General features: G+C 32.0%; 18 protein-coding genes and 1 pseudogene. 8 read left to right on the forward strand and 11 right to left on the reverse strand.

Features of this window, described 5'->3' with window-relative positions:
• Positions 1 to 36: 36 nt before the first annotated feature.
• The gene (locus Q4Q35_RS11250; protein WP_303278071.1) at positions 37 to 819 is read right to left on the reverse strand and encodes a hypothetical protein; all 783 of its coding nucleotides are present in this window, start codon (positions 817 to 819) and stop codon (positions 37 to 39) included.
• 71 nt (positions 820 to 890) lie between these two features.
• Complete coding sequence (locus tag Q4Q35_RS11255; protein ID WP_303278072.1) at positions 891 to 1,481, reverse strand: carboxymuconolactone decarboxylase family protein; 591 nt, start codon at positions 1,479 to 1,481, stop codon at positions 891 to 893.
• 61 nt (positions 1,482 to 1,542) lie between these two features.
• Between Q4Q35_RS11255 and Q4Q35_RS11260 the strand changes: the two genes are divergently transcribed.
• The 3 genes from Q4Q35_RS11260 to Q4Q35_RS11270 are packed head-to-tail and all read left to right on the forward strand — an operon-like array spanning position 1,543 to position 4,974.
• Positions 1,543 to 1,971, forward strand: a complete 429-nt coding sequence (locus tag Q4Q35_RS11260; protein ID WP_303278073.1) for an OsmC family protein — start codon at positions 1,543 to 1,545, stop codon at positions 1,969 to 1,971.
• Positions 1,972 to 2,010: 39 nt separating this feature from the next.
• Complete coding sequence (recJ, locus tag Q4Q35_RS11265) at positions 2,011 to 3,702, forward strand: single-stranded-DNA-specific exonuclease RecJ (RefSeq protein ID WP_303278074.1); 1,692 nt, start codon at positions 2,011 to 2,013, stop codon at positions 3,700 to 3,702.
• Between the two features lie 3 nt (positions 3,703 to 3,705).
• Positions 3,706 to 4,974: an MFS transporter gene (locus tag Q4Q35_RS11270; protein ID WP_303278075.1), complete on the forward strand. Its 1,269-nt coding sequence runs from the start codon at positions 3,706 to 3,708 to the stop codon at positions 4,972 to 4,974.
• A 9-nt stretch (positions 4,975 to 4,983) separates the two neighbouring features.
• On the opposite strand, the gene Q4Q35_RS11275 is transcribed toward Q4Q35_RS11270, so the two are convergent.
• From Q4Q35_RS11275 to Q4Q35_RS11295, 5 genes are all read right to left on the reverse strand, one after another.
• Positions 4,984 to 5,553, reverse strand: a complete 570-nt coding sequence (locus Q4Q35_RS11275; RefSeq protein ID WP_303278076.1) for a hypothetical protein — start codon at positions 5,551 to 5,553, stop codon at positions 4,984 to 4,986.
• Positions 5,554 to 5,561: 8 nt separating this feature from the next.
• A complete protein-coding gene (locus Q4Q35_RS11280) occupies positions 5,562 to 6,314 on the reverse strand; it encodes a UDP-2,3-diacylglucosamine diphosphatase (RefSeq protein ID WP_303278089.1) in 753 nt (250 codons plus the stop codon).
• A gap of 232 nt (positions 6,315 to 6,546) precedes the next feature.
• On the reverse strand, positions 6,547 to 6,999 hold the full coding sequence (locus Q4Q35_RS11285; protein WP_303278077.1) for a 6-pyruvoyl trahydropterin synthase family protein: 453 nt from the start codon (positions 6,997 to 6,999) through the stop codon (positions 6,547 to 6,549).
• A 303-nt stretch (positions 7,000 to 7,302) separates the two neighbouring features.
• Positions 7,303 to 8,637 carry an MATE family efflux transporter gene (locus tag Q4Q35_RS11290; protein ID WP_303278078.1) on the reverse strand — a complete coding sequence of 445 codons (1,335 nt, stop codon included), beginning with the start codon at positions 8,635 to 8,637 and terminating at the stop codon, positions 7,303 to 7,305.
• Positions 8,634 to 9,134 carry a GNAT family N-acetyltransferase gene (locus Q4Q35_RS11295; RefSeq protein WP_303278079.1) on the reverse strand — a complete coding sequence of 167 codons (501 nt, stop codon included), beginning with the start codon at positions 9,132 to 9,134 and terminating at the stop codon, positions 8,634 to 8,636. The genes Q4Q35_RS11290 and Q4Q35_RS11295 overlap by 4 nt, the downstream gene beginning before the upstream one ends.
• 60 nt (positions 9,135 to 9,194) lie before the next feature.
• On the opposite strand from Q4Q35_RS11295, the gene Q4Q35_RS11300 reads away from it, so the two are divergent.
• The gene (locus tag Q4Q35_RS11300) at positions 9,195 to 9,989 is read left to right on the forward strand and encodes a universal stress protein (protein ID WP_303278080.1); all 795 of its coding nucleotides are present in this window, start codon (positions 9,195 to 9,197) and stop codon (positions 9,987 to 9,989) included.
• 112 nt (positions 9,990 to 10,101) lie between these two features.
• Here Q4Q35_RS11300 and Q4Q35_RS11305 read toward each other — a convergent pair whose 3' ends face one another.
• Positions 10,102 to 10,800 carry a hypothetical protein gene (locus Q4Q35_RS11305; RefSeq protein ID WP_303278081.1) on the reverse strand — a complete coding sequence of 233 codons (699 nt, stop codon included), beginning with the start codon at positions 10,798 to 10,800 and terminating at the stop codon, positions 10,102 to 10,104.
• A gap of 250 nt (positions 10,801 to 11,050) precedes the next feature.
• Positions 11,051 to 11,473: a JAB domain-containing protein gene (locus tag Q4Q35_RS11310; protein ID WP_303278082.1), complete on the reverse strand. Its 423-nt coding sequence runs from the start codon at positions 11,471 to 11,473 to the stop codon at positions 11,051 to 11,053.
• 183 nt (positions 11,474 to 11,656) lie between these two features.
• On the opposite strand from Q4Q35_RS11310, the gene Q4Q35_RS11315 reads away from it, so the two are divergent.
• A complete protein-coding gene (locus Q4Q35_RS11315) occupies positions 11,657 to 11,986 on the forward strand; it encodes a DUF6520 family protein (protein ID WP_303278083.1) in 330 nt (109 codons plus the stop codon).
• A gap of 124 nt (positions 11,987 to 12,110) precedes the next feature.
• On the opposite strand, the gene Q4Q35_RS11320 is transcribed toward Q4Q35_RS11315, so the two are convergent.
• Both Q4Q35_RS11320 and Q4Q35_RS11325 read right to left on the reverse strand, forming a co-directional pair.
• Positions 12,111 to 12,344, reverse strand: coding sequence for a hypothetical protein (locus Q4Q35_RS11320; RefSeq protein ID WP_303278084.1), 234 nt, complete (start codon positions 12,342 to 12,344; stop codon positions 12,111 to 12,113).
• 9 nt (positions 12,345 to 12,353) lie between these two features.
• Complete coding sequence (locus tag Q4Q35_RS11325; protein WP_303278085.1) at positions 12,354 to 12,629, reverse strand: hypothetical protein; 276 nt, start codon at positions 12,627 to 12,629, stop codon at positions 12,354 to 12,356.
• Between the two features lie 81 nt (positions 12,630 to 12,710).
• On the opposite strand from Q4Q35_RS11325, the gene Q4Q35_RS11330 reads away from it, so the two are divergent.
• The 3 genes and pseudogenes from Q4Q35_RS11330 to Q4Q35_RS11340 all read left to right on the forward strand — a co-directional run.
• The gene (locus tag Q4Q35_RS11330) at positions 12,711 to 13,094 is read left to right on the forward strand and encodes a transposase (RefSeq protein WP_437439744.1); all 384 of its coding nucleotides are present in this window, start codon (positions 12,711 to 12,713) and stop codon (positions 13,092 to 13,094) included.
• 123 nt (positions 13,095 to 13,217) lie between these two features.
• Entirely contained in the window at positions 13,218 to 14,384 is a 1,167-nt protein-coding gene (locus Q4Q35_RS11335) for a virulence RhuM family protein (protein WP_303278087.1), read from the forward strand.
• Between the two features lie 526 nt (positions 14,385 to 14,910).
• Positions 14,911 to 14,980: pseudogene (locus Q4Q35_RS11340) on the forward strand (single-stranded DNA-binding protein); the annotation flags it as partial.

Consider the following 14,980-nt stretch of genomic DNA (forward strand, 5'->3'; position numbering starts at 1 on the left):
GGCTTAAGTTTCAAATGATATAAAAGGTAATCTTTCTTAAAGACTACTTATATATTGTCTGTATTTTGAGATTTCTCTAGGGTTAGTAGCGAAATTAATACGTTTTATTTCTTTACCTTCTTCGTTTAGTTCAACTAGAAAAGTATCTGTACCTTCATCTACCATCTGTAAATAAACTTTCATAGTGTTATCTTCATTGTAAAACTTTACGCCTTCAAAATTATCATAGTTAGAAGATATTTGCTCTTTAAATACCCTACCGTTTTTAATGGATTGAGTTATACTTTTCCCGTCTTCGATAAACATTTTAGATTCAATGTCCCCTACATCATTATATGTTATAGAAGTTATAGGTTGGTTTTCTTTAAGTTCAGATTCAGAAAGCACTTTCCCATTTTCAAAATAAGAAATAACTTTTCCATGAAGCATACCATTTTTATAATGGCTAATTTTTTTCAATTTTCCAGAAGGGAAAAATGTTTTTTCTTCACCATTAAGCTTTCCGTTATCATAAGTGGAATGCATAAATTTTTCTCCGTTTTGGTGATAGAAAACATAATCGCCATATAAAAGACCTTTTTTGATATGAAATTCTTCCCATTGTGTCGTTTTATCTCCAACGATAAAATGGCCATCCAGAGGTTGTCTGTAAATGTTATCTCTATAAATTTTTACACCTTCGTAAGAGTCTACAAAGTAAGAATTTCTTGGAATAAACGTAGGACCATCGCTATTTTTATTTGCATTGTTATTGCAATTAAAAAGACTTAAGTGCACACAAAATAGCAACACTAGGGTAGTTTTTGTAGGTAAATTCATTATTTTTTGGGTTATAATAGTTAAGCTAACATAAGTAATAATTACTTAATGAACAAGTGTTTAATTTAAAATCATTTATGTTTCCCTTTATCCCAACCATGCTTTCCAAGGTATTTTATACCGCTTTCAACAGCGCCATCTTCGATAGAAGTTCCCATAGAATCGTTCCACCTATTTAAATATCCGAATAGAGAAATAACACCTAGCATTTCTACAATTTCACCTTCATTCCAATGTTCATACAAACGTTTTTTAATGGTTTCATCGACACCATTAGGTACTTGAGAAGCTAGTAAAGAGAAGTCTAAGGCAGCACGTTCTGCTTCGCTAAAAGCAGGATGTGTACGATATTCCCAGATATGATCTAATTGCTCTTGCTCTGCACCGTACCGTTCGGCAGCACGAATAGCATGTGCTTGACAATATCTACAACCTGTGGCATTGCTACTTACCCAAGCAATCATTCTTTTTAAAGCTGAGGTTACACGTCCGTCGTTAGCCATAACGGCTTTGTTTAGGTTAATAAATGCTTTACTTATTGCAGGGCGGTGTTGCATAGTAAGTACAGAGTTTGGACAAAAACCTAGAGTTTCATTAAAAAAATCGGCAAGTTCTTTGGTTTCAATGTCATAATGGGGAGATAAAGGTGTTACTAAAGGCATATTTTTTTATTTTTTAGTAGTATTTTTGAAGTCACAAGTAACAAAAAATAATTTAATAAAAATGACAAATCATATTACAACTACTTGGTTGGGAGACATGAAGTTTGAGAGTACTAACCCGTCAGGACATAATCTGTTTATTGATGCTGGTGAAGAAAATGGTGGTAAGAGTGAGGGCTATCGTCCTAAAGCTTTAATGTTATCTGCTTTAGCTGGTTGTTCAGGTTTAGATGTGGCTTCTTTAATTAAGAAAATGAAATTAGAAGTAGATGATTTTAAGATAGATATTGATGCTGATCTTACTGATGAACACCCAAAATATTATAATAAAGTAGCCATGCATTTTCATTTTTATGGTCCAAATTTAAGCGAAAAAAAACTTCAAAGAGCTGTTGATCTATCTATAGAAAAATATTGTGGTGTTATGGAAATGTTTAGACAATTTTCAGAATTAATCATAGAAACTCATTTTCATAAAAATGAAAGTTAAAAAAACTCTGTTTTTAAATTATAAAATTTCGATCGATCCATGCGTTGGACATTAAGACCTAAACCAGAAGATACTAAAATAAAAGCGCTACAAAAAGCCCTTCAAATAGATCCGGTATTGGCAACATTGCTATTGCAGCGTGGAATTGAGACATACGACCAAGCTAAAGCTTTTTTCCGACCAAGTTTAGACGATTTACACGATCCGTACCTAATGAAAGATATGGATAGAGCTGTTGCTCGTATAGAAAAAGCAATAGCTAATAACGAAAACATTTTAATTTATGGTGATTATGATGTAGACGGTACCACTTCGGTTGCTTTAATGTCTACATATTTAAAAACACGATATAGTCAAATACATACTTATATTCCGAATAGATACGATGAAGGTTATGGGGTATCGTATAAAGGTATTAACTTTGCTTTAGAAAATGACTTTACACTCATTATAACCTTAGATTGTGGAATTAAATCTGTCGAAAAAGTAGCATTTGCTAAAGAGAAAGGTATCGATTTTATTATTTGCGATCACCACAGACCGGGAAAAGATATTCCTAAAGCAGCAGCAGTTTTAGACCCTAAACGAGAAGATTGTGAATACCCATATAAAGAGTTATGTGGTTGTGGTGTAGGCTTTAAACTTATACAGGCATTAGCATTAAAAGAAGAAAAAACAGTAGACGATTTAACTGAATATTTAGATTTAGTAGCAACCGCTATTGGTGCCGATATTGTACCTATAACTGGGGAAAATAGGGTTCTTGCTTATTTTGGACTTTTAGTAATTAATACCAAACCACGACCAGGTATTAAAGCTATTTTAAATCAGGTAGAAAAAACAGAATTAACAATTACCGATGTAGTTTTTATTGTTGCACCTAGAATAAATGCCGCTGGAAGGATGAAGCATGGTAATTATGCGGTGACTTTATTAACTGAAAAAGAAGAAGATCTAGCTGCAAAGTATGCTTCTGAAATTAATGATTATAACCTTGACAGACGTGAAACAGATAAACAAGTTACAGAAGAAGCTCTTAAACAAATTGAAGAACAAAAAGAACAGAAACGCTTTACTACTGTTGTTTACAATGAAAATTGGCATAAAGGTGTTATTGGTATTGTGGCTTCTAGATTAACAGAAACCTATTATAGACCGACTTTAGTATTTACTAAAAGTGGTGATAAATTAGCAGCTTCGGCTCGCTCGGTTAAAGGGTTTGATGTTTATAATGCTTTGGGAGCGTGTAGTGAACATATTGAACAATTTGGTGGACATAAATACGCTGCAGGTTTAACTTTAAAAGAAGAAAACTACGAGGCTTTTAAACAAGCTTTTGAAGATGTTGTTACCAAAACCATTGATAAGAACTTGTTAATTCCAGAAATAAAAGCAGACATTCAAATTGATTTGAACCAGATTACATCAAAATTTTATCGCGTTTTAAAACAGTTTGCACCTTTCGGCCCCAATAATATGGCACCTGTTTTTTTAACCGAAAACCTAACCGATACAGGTTATGGTAAGTGTGTAGGTGCAGATAAAACACATTTAAGAATAACGGTTGCTCAACCAGAAGCAAATAATATGGTCTGTATTGGTTTTAGTATGGGGGATAAGTTTGATTTGATTTCAGACAAAAAACCATTTAGAGCTGTTTATTCTGTAGATGAAAATGAGTGGCAGGGAAACGTATCATTACAACTTAAGCTAAAAGATATTAAGGCATAGTTTATGGCGAAAAAAGACCCGTATGCAGCTTTACGAATTAAAGAGTTTAATATTTTTTTATTAGTCCGTTTTGTATTGGTATTCGGATGGTCTATGCAATTTATTGTGATTGAATGGCAGGTTTATAGCCTAACTAAGGATCCTCTTTCTCTTGGAATTATTGGTTTAATGGAAATAATTCCGGCATTTACCATGGCTTTATTTGCGGGACATATTGTAGATCAAAAAGAAAAGCGAAACCTTTTAGCCTTATGCATTGCCGCGTTTTCGTTGATTAGTTTAGGGCTGTTTTTATTAACCTGGGATACCATTGTTGAAGGTTGGGCAACCAGAACGATACTCTACTCTATTTATGGACTGGTATTTTTTGGAGGTTTTTTGCGCTCTTTTTTCGGACCAACCATTTTTTCGTTAGTGGCTTTAATTGTTCCTAAAAAAATATATCCTAATGCTGCTACATGGAATAGTTCTACATGGCAAATGGCAGGTGTTTTAGGACCTGCTTTTGGAGGGCTTTCTATTGGGTGGATAGGAGTACATTGGTCGTTGTGTATTATTTTTGGGTTAGTATTACTGTCTTTTATTATTTTATTACAGATAAAACGGAAACCTATCTTAAACCCTAAAATTGGAGAGTCTGTAGCACAGAGTCTAAAAGAAGGGGTTGAATTTGTATTTAAAACAAAGGCTATTTTAGGAGCTATGACTTTAGATATGGTGGCTGTTTTATTTGGCGGTGCTATTGCTCTACTACCTATTTTTGCTCAGGACATTTTAGAAGTAGGAAGTGAAGGGTTTGGAGTGCTTCGTGCAGCTCCTGCTGTTGGTGCTTTTATAACGATGTTAGTAACAGCATATATACCAATAAGTAAAAATGCCGGGATGAAATTACTGGCTGCTATTTTTGGTTTTGGAGTCTGTATTATCGTCTTTGGGTTGTCGTCTATTTTCTGGGTTTCGTTACTGGCATTATTCTTTAGTGGGATGACAGATGGAGTTTCTATGGTAATTAGACAAACCATTTTACAAATTAAAACTCCGGATAATATGCGTGGACGTGTATCGTCTGTAAATTCTATGTTTGTTGGGTCTTCTAATGAGTTGGGTGCTTTTGAAAGCGGTATCACGGCCAAATATATGGGAACGGTTGCAGCTGTTGTTTTTGGAGGAACGATGACATTAATTACAGTTGTAACAACAGGATTAGTATCTCCGTCGTTTAGAAGATTGGATTTAACTAAAGATATTGAGGCGCATGAGAAAGAGGACTAATGGCATATTTTATAAAATCGAGATAAAGCTTAGAATTACTAAATCTTGATAAAACTGTTTATTGAGATCTTCTTGTTTAATCATTTCTAATAAGTTTTCGGATACTTTTGTAGAGTATATATTCTTAGAGGTTTGCATGTAATTAACGAATGTTGCAAATTTTTTTACACTACATTTAGGGGATAGGTCTTTGGTCCACCCTTTAATTTTAGAAAAAGTTTTAACTATTCCGTACAAGTTAATTTTACTTTGTTTATTGTAGATTATATGATTTATTGGATGAACTATTGAATCTGACAATCCATCATTGTCTATTATGAGATTGAGGAGTTGTATATATCCATTTGAATTATCGGAAGTTAAAATGCCAGTTGATAACCATTTATTTTCAATTTGTTTGATAAGAGATTGATATTTTTCGTTTTCTAATGTCTCTTTCAGGTCATTAATTATTAAACTTTCAATAGTTAAAATATTTTCTTGGTCACAATTATTATAAGATTCTTCTTTATGATTTTTTTGTTTTTCGATACATCCAAATAATAAAATGAAGAATATTGTGCAAAAGAGGGATTTCATGACTAAAATTAAAATTCCTTTAACTCAAAAGTTTCCCCATCAAAAACACCATAAGTGTAATATTTAATCCAATCGCCCAAATTGATGTATTTGGAGTTGTTGTTTAGATCGATATTTAATGGTAAATGGCGATGTCCGAACACAAAATAATCGCGATGTTGGTCTTCTAATTTTCGTTTGCAATATTGCACCAGCCACTCGTTGTCTTCTCCTAAAAATTCAGCATCTTCTTCACCGGAAATGAGTTTGTTTTTTACCGATAAGTATTGCGCCATTTTTACACCTAAGTCTGGATGCAACCACCTAAATAACCATTTACAAAACGAATTTGTAAATACTTTTTTCATGCGTTTATAACCTTTATCTCCTGGGCCTAGCCCATCACCATGACCAATAAAGAACGTTTTATTGTTAAAGGTAAATTCTTGTGGTTTGTGATAAACGGGAATGTTAAGCTCTTCTTCAAAATAACCGTTCATCCATAAATCGTGATTACCAACAAAATAATAAATGGGGATACCAGAATCTGAGATTTCGGCCAGTTTACCAAGTGTTCTTGTAAAACCTTTTGGGACTACTTTTTTATAGTCCATCCAAAAGTCGAATAAATCACCTAAAAGAAAAATGGCAGCAGCATCTTGTTTTACTTCGTCTAACCAAGCTACAAATTTTTTTTCGCGAGGAAGTGATGCTTCTCTGGTTGGTGCTCCTAAGTGATTATCGGAGGAAAAGTATATTTTTTTTTCTTTTGGAATTTGAATTTGCATGCTGTAAATATAATATAAATTCCTGCCTTTCGTCTAGCTCAAGATAAACTCCGGCAAGAATCTCATTATTGATAAGTTTTAAATTTCAATTGAATCTAGTTAGTTTATTTGAAGCTTTTTTGACACGAATTTCACAAATTAGCACGAAGTTTGAACACTGAACACTGAACACTGAACACTGAACACTGAACTCAGAGTGTCAAAGAGAAACCTACTACTGGCAGATCTACTTATTATCGTTGGCAAACCACTCAGCAAATGATGAATCGGTTTCCTGAAGTTTTAAGGAGTGCAATTCGATATGCTTTGGAAGGCGTTTTTTTATTTTTTTTGAGAAATCGATAACCATCATTTCGCTGGTGGGTTGGTAATCTACCAATAGGACATTATGTCCCCTGTTTTCCAGTTCTTTGGCTAGTTCTACATGTGGCGTATTTTGATTAAATACGGTGGCATGGTCGAATACGTTAACGATTTCTTCTTTCACGATTTTTTTTAGATCCCCAAAATCGATAACCATTCCAAATTTTACATTGGTATTGTCGGTAATGGGCTTTCCTATAACTGTTACAGATAGTTTGTAACTATGACCGTGTACATTTTTACACTTACCATCATATCCGTAAAGGGCATGACCAGTTTCGAAAGAAAATTGTTTTGTAATACGAATGTTGCTCATTATCTTCTTTTTCTCTTATTAACAAGATAAACAATTATTAAAACTAAGGCTAATAGCAGAAATAATCCGTTTCCGCTTAAAAATGACATGATATCCATAATGACTCTTTATTGATTCTTCTTTTTGTTATATCTATAAATCGAATACGCAATTAATACAAGGACAACAAAAGGTAACATGGTTCCAATAAAGACACCGATTTCGTAACCTTTACCTGGGGCGTTTTGTATTTTTTCTTCTATATTAATTTGTTGAAGAAGGGGAGTTAGCAAAAGCATATTTGTTATATATCGTCTGGCAAAGTTAATGGTTTTGAGACAGTGGAATAAATATTTTTCTGAATTTTATAATGAGCGGAAAACCTCTGGCAAGAATCCAAAAAGTTAAGGCTATAAAAATGGCATAAAGTTTATAATCGAGATAATCTAACCAAAACAGGATAGGTATAAAAACTAAGAATGTGGCTATTAATAAAATGTTTCTTAAAACGCCCATTCTACCTAAGCCTTTAAAGATGCCATCAAAAATAAACGCTAAGGCACATAGGGGCTGCATGGCTAAAACGATCCAGAAAATATTATAAAATTCTTTGAGTACTTCGGTATCATTCGTAAATATGTTTCCTAATGGATAGTAGAGTAGACCTCCTATTATGGCGATTATAATTCCGATAACAATCCCATGTTTTATTAATGTATTGCTAAGACGCACAAGTGTTTTGTATTGTTTTGCGCCTAACAGTTTACCAGAAAGTATATTTCCTGCACTAGAATAACCATCAACTATAAAGGCACCGAGAAACCAAAGGTTAATGGCAATGGTATAGGCCGCTATATATGTTGCGCCATAGCTTGTAGCAAAAGCACTGGCATAATACAGGGTGACGTTTAGAGCAATGGTTCTAACAAAAAGATTAAGAATCATAAAAGCAAAGCGTTTAATCTCTTTGTTAAATGGAAAGCTTATTTTTAAAGGGATTGGTGTTTTTTTAAGCAGATAATATGTTGAAAGAACAGCCATTATTAACTGTGCTATGACACTGGCATAGGCTGCGCCTTTTATATTCATAGCCGGAATAACATCTGTAATACCATAAACCAGAATAATGTCTAATATAATATTAGCTATGGCTCCTATAATAGCAATTATCATGGGGTAATAGGTGTTTTGTAACCCCCGAAAAGCACCAAAAACAGCAATGGTAAATAGGGTAAATGGGAACCCGAAGACACGGATTTTATAATAATCGACGCTATATTCTAAAATAAGATCGGTGGCATTATATAATTTAAAAATACTTTGTGCAAAAGGATACGTACTTATTATTATTAAAACACTTAAAGATGTAATAATAAAAATAGCTTGTGCTGGTAGGTTCTTTACTTTATCAAGTTGGTTGGCTCCTACATATTGTGATACTATCGACGATATAGCACTTCGCGTTTGGCCTAACACCCAAATAAGCATTGATAAAAAGGTAGTAACGATACCTACTGCGGCCAAAGATTCTGTGGCGTTTAAGGCTATGTTACCAACTATTGCAGCATCTGTTAATGATAAAATGGGTTCCGATATTCCAGAAATTAATGCCGGGATAGCTAATTTGTTTATATGTTTTAAACTAATGTCTGTATTCACAATACTAATTCGTAACAATAAAAAGAGTGTTCACTTTGCTTTGGGAAATAAATGTTTCCTAAGCGTTTATACCCACGTTGTTCATAAAATTTTTGATTTCTTTTGTTTTGAGAAAATGTATCGAGTCTTATAGAAATAGACTTGTTATTTCTTGCAAGCGTTTCAGCAAAGGACATAAGTTCTTGTGCATATCCTTTTCCTTGATGTGTTGGATGTATGGCTAATCGATGGATATAAATATTGTTTACATTTTCTGTTAGCCACGATATTGGAATATATTCTTTATCCATTAAAGTAGAAATGGTGATGCAACCAACAAGGGTGTTTTCTATTTCTAAAACGTATAATTCGTCACGTGAAATATCTTTTAAAAAGGCTTCTTTATTGGGGTAATATGCATTCCATTGATAGATATTTTGCACTATCATGTTTTTGGCACAAGATTTCGTAATCTCTATAATATTCTTTACATCGGAACGTATTCCTTTTCGAATCATTTAAATGTTATATTTTTGCATAAATATCGTTAAAAATTTAGTCGATAAACTATATTTATTATGAAGAATATTCTAGTTCCTGTGGGGTCATCCAAAAATGCGTTAAGTCACTTGCAATATGCTGTAGATTTTGCAGAAGCTTTTGATGCAAAACTTTTTATTGTGCAAGTATATAATGTTTATACAAAAGCAGGAACCATGATTAAAGTCGATCATATCATTGAACGGGAAAGCAAAGCTTTTTTAAAGGATTTGGTTTCTAAGATTGATACTAAAAGTGTCGATGTTGTTATAAAAACCTTAAAAGGAAAGTTAATCGATACACTCGAATTGGCTAGTAAAGCAGCCAATATTGATTTAATTTTAGTGGAGCCTAGAACCAATTCTATTAAGGAAGAGGTGTTTTTAGGGAAAACTTCAGGAAAAATTATAAAACAAACCCAGATACCTGCATTAATTGTACCCGAAGGATACAAGTTTAAACCGGTTAGCAATATTTTATTAGCTGTTAAATCTGCCATAATAAAAAAGAGTGATGCATTAAACCCTTTAATAAGTATTAAAAATAATTTTACTGCTTTAGTAAACTTACTATTGGTTAAAACGCCTTATTATAAAGAGGACGATTTTGTGGTCGACAATAAACTATCTGAAACTGTAAATAGTATAACAGAAACAGAGAATGCAACGACTTTTCAAGGGGTATTACAACATTTACAATCTTATAACCCAGACATGCTTTGTGTGGTTAGACGCAGAAGAGGATTTTTTACTAAAAAATGGGAAAAAAATGTCATTTTGAAAAAAGACTTTTCAAGTTCTATTCCTGTTTTGGTTTTGAGGGGGTTGAAATGATTAAGTGTGTTTCAGTTGTCTAATGATTAAAAGGCGGTATTTATTACAATATAGGACAAGAATCTAATACAGGGAATTAATTATAAATCTAACAAATAAACAGTAGATATTGTCAACGAATTCCAGATGTTAATTTTTCAACAATTAAACTGTCTCGTAATAGTGGGGGCTTATCAAAAATATTGTCAAAATCAATTTCGTTAAATATAATTTCCTTTCCAATTTGTTGTGAGTTATCATTTAAAGGTATAATTGTTTTCGTTTTATTATGGGAGTCATTATATCCTTCAAAATTTGAATAAAAAAAACTTGTAATTAAATCAATCCTCTCTACCCTGCTATTCCATGAATCTATTCTATTGAGTAGAAATATTTTCTTTTTATTGCGATTAAAATTAATTGATAACAAAATAGATTCTTCTTCATTCAAACACAAATGACCAATTGTTTTTTCATTAGCGTCAAAAAAGGAAACTAATAATTTTTGCCCCCTTGAATGAATTTTTTGGGTGGTTGATTTAGAACCATAAACTTTACTTCCATATCCTCCAATTTTGCTCATTGTTTCATTAACTACAAAAAACGAGGTCGTAGATGAGTATGCAATTATTCTTAATGTTTTTTTTATTCTTTCTGAATCAATTGAGAGCCCTATATTATTTACAAGCCATATTATTGAACTTAAAAGAGCTAATGTTAATAATGAGGCTTTAATTAAACTATCAAAATCAGAGTTAAGTGTAGTAATAATTACTGTCGTAAGTGAAACAATAAATCCAATTATAGTAATAATAATGTCACGTTTGTTCATGTTTTCTAAATTATAGTTATAAGTTCTGATTTATTAATCACAGAGGTGTTTAAACCAGTTAACATATTCCAATTACGCATACGTACAAATATAAATAAATGCTTACATAGTTGTAGGGGTTTGTTTTGTTGTAATCTTTTGGCAAGAATGAAGTAGAAAGAAAAGATAAAAATCCTGGTCATAAAAAATAATTTAAGTAAAATACTAAAATTAATAGAATTCATAGATAAAACCAAGTTCATAAATATTATTAAAGCATCTCCAAAGCCACAAAACTATAAAACTCTTTGCTATCACAAATAATAAGATGATCTAATAATTCTATATTTAGAACGTCTGCACCTTTCTTTATTTTTTTGGTAATATTTTTATCTTCTATACTAGGTGTTGTATCTCCTGAAGGGTGGTTATGACAAAGAATTATTCTTTTACATTTCTTAGCTATAGCAAAATTAAAAACCTCTACTAGGTCTAAGCTATTTTGATTTAAGACCCCAATAGTAAGAAGCTCTATATATTCAATATCGTTCTTAATATTAAGTCCGATCGTCCAGAAGTATTCCTTTTTCCTGTGTAGTTTATTTTGCCTCAGGAGGATTTTACGCATAATACGTGCAATATCATAAGAATCTTCTATGCGTGTATTTTCATCTTTTGAAATACGTACGTTCATTTAAATTTAGTTTTATCAAAAAAAAAAGATTATTCCGAATATAGAGAAAGTTACTTATCCTTCTAAGACACGTTTTTATCCTTTAAAAATAAATTTTATGCCTTATACTTTATAGTAACTGCAGTCAGGGCTAAGACCGAAAACCTGTAAAAAGAGTAGGTTACCATTTTAAATATCTATATTATGAAAACAAAATTTTTTAAACTTGTCTTACCAGTTATGGCTTTAATAATGGCTATCACAGCGTCACTGGCCTTTACACCTGTTGATAAGAATAACAGTATGGAGGAAGATGTATTTGCCGTTTATTGGATTCAAAGGCCTAATCAATTTAATTGTATGCCTGTTACTCAAAACTGTACTCGAATAAACACAGGTGTTCTCTGTACTGTTTTTTTAGGTGGTCAAGCAAGACAATTATTTGATGTACCAAATCGAAACTTTCCTGCAGGCCTGCCTCAAAACCCATGTAATATTCTTCTATTTAGACCTATTTGGGATGTTGGAGAATAAACAGAACCTTATAAAGTTTAGTAATAGGTGTCTTTTTAGGCACCTATTTTTGCGTATAGTCTTTTAGGGAACTATATACCACATTACACATCAAAAAAATTAGGCTATGAAAAAATAGTCTAGTTTATGGTAAAGAGTCTTTCTTAGTTTTGGAAAGAAGTAAAATTTCAGTTTGAAGATTTTTGGTATTCCGCTCTAACTTATTTATTCTTCCTTGGATTAATAATAGTTTATTCTCTATTGCTTGTGTTTCTTTGGTTGCTGGTGCTTTCTGATTATTTATTTTAAGTAAAAGGGTTAAAACAGCTATCACAAGAGCTAGTATTGGAATAGATGTTCTTGCCCATTCTTTTATCAAATTTTCATTTTACTTTATGTATTTAAAGTCAGAAAAGGCACTAAACCCTATTTTAGTTAGAGCCAATCCATCAACTTTATAGTCAGTGAATTGTACTTCCTCGTTAGTAAAAAGCGATGCGAAAATAATTTCACACTCTTCCTGACTACATTTGAGTTTTTCTCTTAGTACAGAAAAATCAGTTCCAATATGAAAGTCACCTCCTAATTCCCTGCCTGTCCTTGTTTGAATAAATTTTGGGGCTAGTATTTCTAAAGTTTTATGCCTTTTTCTGTTATATCTCATTAAATTAGTATTTAATTACACTAAATGTTTGTTTTTGGTGTAAATAAGATCCATATTTGTTTAAGCAAAACAGATATAGTAATGTTTAACAAAGAAGTAAAATCAGTTTTAGACCTAAAACAAGCCTTTCCAACAGAGCAAGATTGTATTAATCATTTAGAGTTATTACGTTGGAATGGTAACGTGGTAAGTCCTTTTGATGCTACTTCTAAAGTTTATAAATGTAAGAATAACCGTTACAAGTGCAAAAATTCTGGTAAGTATTTTAATGTAAAGACAAACACTATTTTTGATAACACTAAAATGGAGTTACAAAAGTGGTTTATGGCTATTTGGATTGTTACTTCTCATAAGCAAGATATTTCAAGTTTACAGCTTGAGCGAGATTTAGGCATAACGCAAAAAAGCGCATGGTTTATGTTTCAAAGAATAAGAAACGGTTTTGATTTAGACAATAACGACTAATTTATAGTATAATAGGGATGAATTTGTTTCCAGATATAATACTCGTAACAGTTCTAAAAATGAAAGATTTAACTTACTTTTGTGTGATATAGAGAATAGAATAACCAATAAAGAATTAACTGCATGAGTGGCTTAGAAGATAAAGTTAACTTTTTGTTTTATACTGCTGACGATGGAACTACTAATATTCAAGTCATTATTGATGAGGATACAGTGTGGGCTACTCGGAGGTCAATGAGTGAAATATTTGGAGTTGAGGAAAACACTATTACTTATCATATAAGTAACGTTTATTCTGACGGAGAGTTAACAAAGAGCTCAACTACTCGAAAAATTCGAGTAGTTCAAAAAGAGGGTACTCGTAATGTAAATAGAGAACTGGATTTTTACAACCTAGATATGATTATTTCGGTTGGATATAGAGTAAATTCTTTAAGAGCCACAAGATTTAGAATTTGGTCTACAAGTATTTTAAAGGAATATTTGATTAAAGGCTTTGCTTTAGATGATGATAGGTTGAAGCAAGGTAAAACATTGTTTGACAAAGATTACTTTGATGAATTAGTAGAACGTATTAGAGAAATACGTGCTTCAGAAAGACGTTTTTACCAAAAAATTACTGATATATATGCCACCTCTGTAGATTATGACTCTAAAGCAGAAATTACACAAACATTTTTTGCAACAGTTCAAAATAAATTGGAGTATGCCATTACACAGCATACAGCCTCTGAAATAATAAAGTTAAGAGCAAGTTCTGAAAAACCTAATATGGGGCTTACAAATTGGAAAAATGAAAAGAAGGGTGGAAAAATATTAAAGTCCGATGTTGGAATTGCTAAAAACTATCTAAATCATGAAGAAATATCGGAACTAAATAGAATCGTAACGATGTATTTAGATTATGCAGAAAACCAGGCGAGTAAAGCAAGATTAATGAATATGAAAGATTGGGTAGAAAAACTAGATGCATTTTTGTTATTTAATGAATATGATATACTAAAAGACGCGGGAAAAATGAGGGCTGATGTGGCAAAGAATTTTGCTGAAAAAGAATATGAGAAGTTTAGAGTTATACAAGACAAAGAATATAAGTCTGATTTTGATAAAATGATAGAAGGGGTTAAACAGGGAAATTTACCAAAAGAGAAAAAAATTGAAATAGAAGAACCCTTGTCAGACTTTAATCAAAAACTAAAACAAGGTTTAAGCTTTAATCCCAAAGAAGAAAGGCCTGTTTCGGCTTTGAGCCTAAAGAGCCTTAAAAAGAAAAAAGGCAGTAAAGATTAGTTCTTATCTCTACTTGAAATTAAGGTGAGAATTATAAATATAATTGAACACCCTAAAGCGGAAAACCAGAACATCCACCCAAAGATTAAGCTTAACAATGCCCTTATATAGATGTTCTTAAGGTATACCATTATAACAAAACTACAAACAAATATTGGTGTTAGAAGAATTAATATTTGTTTGATACGCCCATTAAAAGGTAAGAACCGATTTAACCTATTAAGGTCGGCAAGATACTTACGTTCGATTTCCTGAATCAGTGGGATTGGGAGACGCGGATTGGACAACTTTATACTTTAAAAAAGCACTATTTCTAAGTGCGGAATTAAACTTTTATCTTTTGGTGTAAACTGGTATATAGATGTCTTTATGTGGGAATATTATTCGTTTACAAACGACTACAAACATTTACAAACGATTTTAAATAAGTAAATACCGAATAACATTTGGAAGCTGTTTCATATTTGCAGTGTTGAATCATAGAAGGTTCAATTGTATTAACTGTTTAACATTAAAATTTAAAATTATGAACACGCTTAGAAACAAAGTACAGTTGATTGGTAACTTAGGAAACGATCCAGAAATTATTAATCTAG

This window comes from Flavivirga aquimarina (assembly GCF_030540835.1).
GTDB classification, from domain to species: Bacteria; Bacteroidota; Bacteroidia; order Flavobacteriales; family Flavobacteriaceae; genus Flavivirga; species Flavivirga aquimarina.

What these genes read in the sequence shown, in the direction of transcription:
- Q4Q35_RS11335 (WP_303278087.1), top strand. Translation starts at nt 13,218, where the DNA reads ATGAGTGGCTTAGAAGATAAAGTTAACTTTTTGTTTTATACTGCTGAC.
- Q4Q35_RS11325 (WP_303278085.1), bottom strand. Translation starts at nt 12,629, where the DNA reads ATGAGATATAACAGAAAAAGGCATAAAACTTTAGAAATACTAGCCCCA.
- Q4Q35_RS11310 (WP_303278082.1), bottom strand. Translation starts at nt 11,473, where the DNA reads ATGAACGTACGTATTTCAAAAGATGAAAATACACGCATAGAAGATTCT.
- Q4Q35_RS11255 (WP_303278072.1), bottom strand. Translation starts at nt 1,481, where the DNA reads ATGCCTTTAGTAACACCTTTATCTCCCCATTATGACATTGAAACCAAA.
- Q4Q35_RS11250 (WP_303278071.1), bottom strand. Translation starts at nt 819, where the DNA reads ATGAATTTACCTACAAAAACTACCCTAGTGTTGCTATTTTGTGTGCAC.
- Q4Q35_RS11275 (WP_303278076.1), bottom strand. Translation starts at nt 5,553, where the DNA reads ATGAAATCCCTCTTTTGCACAATATTCTTCATTTTATTATTTGGATGT.
- Q4Q35_RS11270 (WP_303278075.1), top strand. Translation starts at nt 3,706, where the DNA reads ATGGCGAAAAAAGACCCGTATGCAGCTTTACGAATTAAAGAGTTTAAT.
- Q4Q35_RS11315 (WP_303278083.1), top strand. Translation starts at nt 11,657, where the DNA reads ATGAAAACAAAATTTTTTAAACTTGTCTTACCAGTTATGGCTTTAATA.
- Q4Q35_RS11295 (WP_303278079.1), bottom strand. Translation starts at nt 9,134, where the DNA reads ATGATTCGAAAAGGAATACGTTCCGATGTAAAGAATATTATAGAGATT.
- Q4Q35_RS11305 (WP_303278081.1), bottom strand. Translation starts at nt 10,800, where the DNA reads ATGAACAAACGTGACATTATTATTACTATAATTGGATTTATTGTTTCA.
- Q4Q35_RS11285 (WP_303278077.1), bottom strand. Translation starts at nt 6,999, where the DNA reads ATGAGCAACATTCGTATTACAAAACAATTTTCTTTCGAAACTGGTCAT.
- Q4Q35_RS11260 (WP_303278073.1), top strand. Translation starts at nt 1,543, where the DNA reads ATGACAAATCATATTACAACTACTTGGTTGGGAGACATGAAGTTTGAG.
- recJ (WP_303278074.1), top strand. Translation starts at nt 2,011, where the DNA reads ATGCGTTGGACATTAAGACCTAAACCAGAAGATACTAAAATAAAAGCG.
- Q4Q35_RS11300 (WP_303278080.1), top strand. Translation starts at nt 9,195, where the DNA reads ATGAAGAATATTCTAGTTCCTGTGGGGTCATCCAAAAATGCGTTAAGT.
- Q4Q35_RS11330 (WP_437439744.1), top strand. Translation starts at nt 12,711, where the DNA reads ATGTTTAACAAAGAAGTAAAATCAGTTTTAGACCTAAAACAAGCCTTT.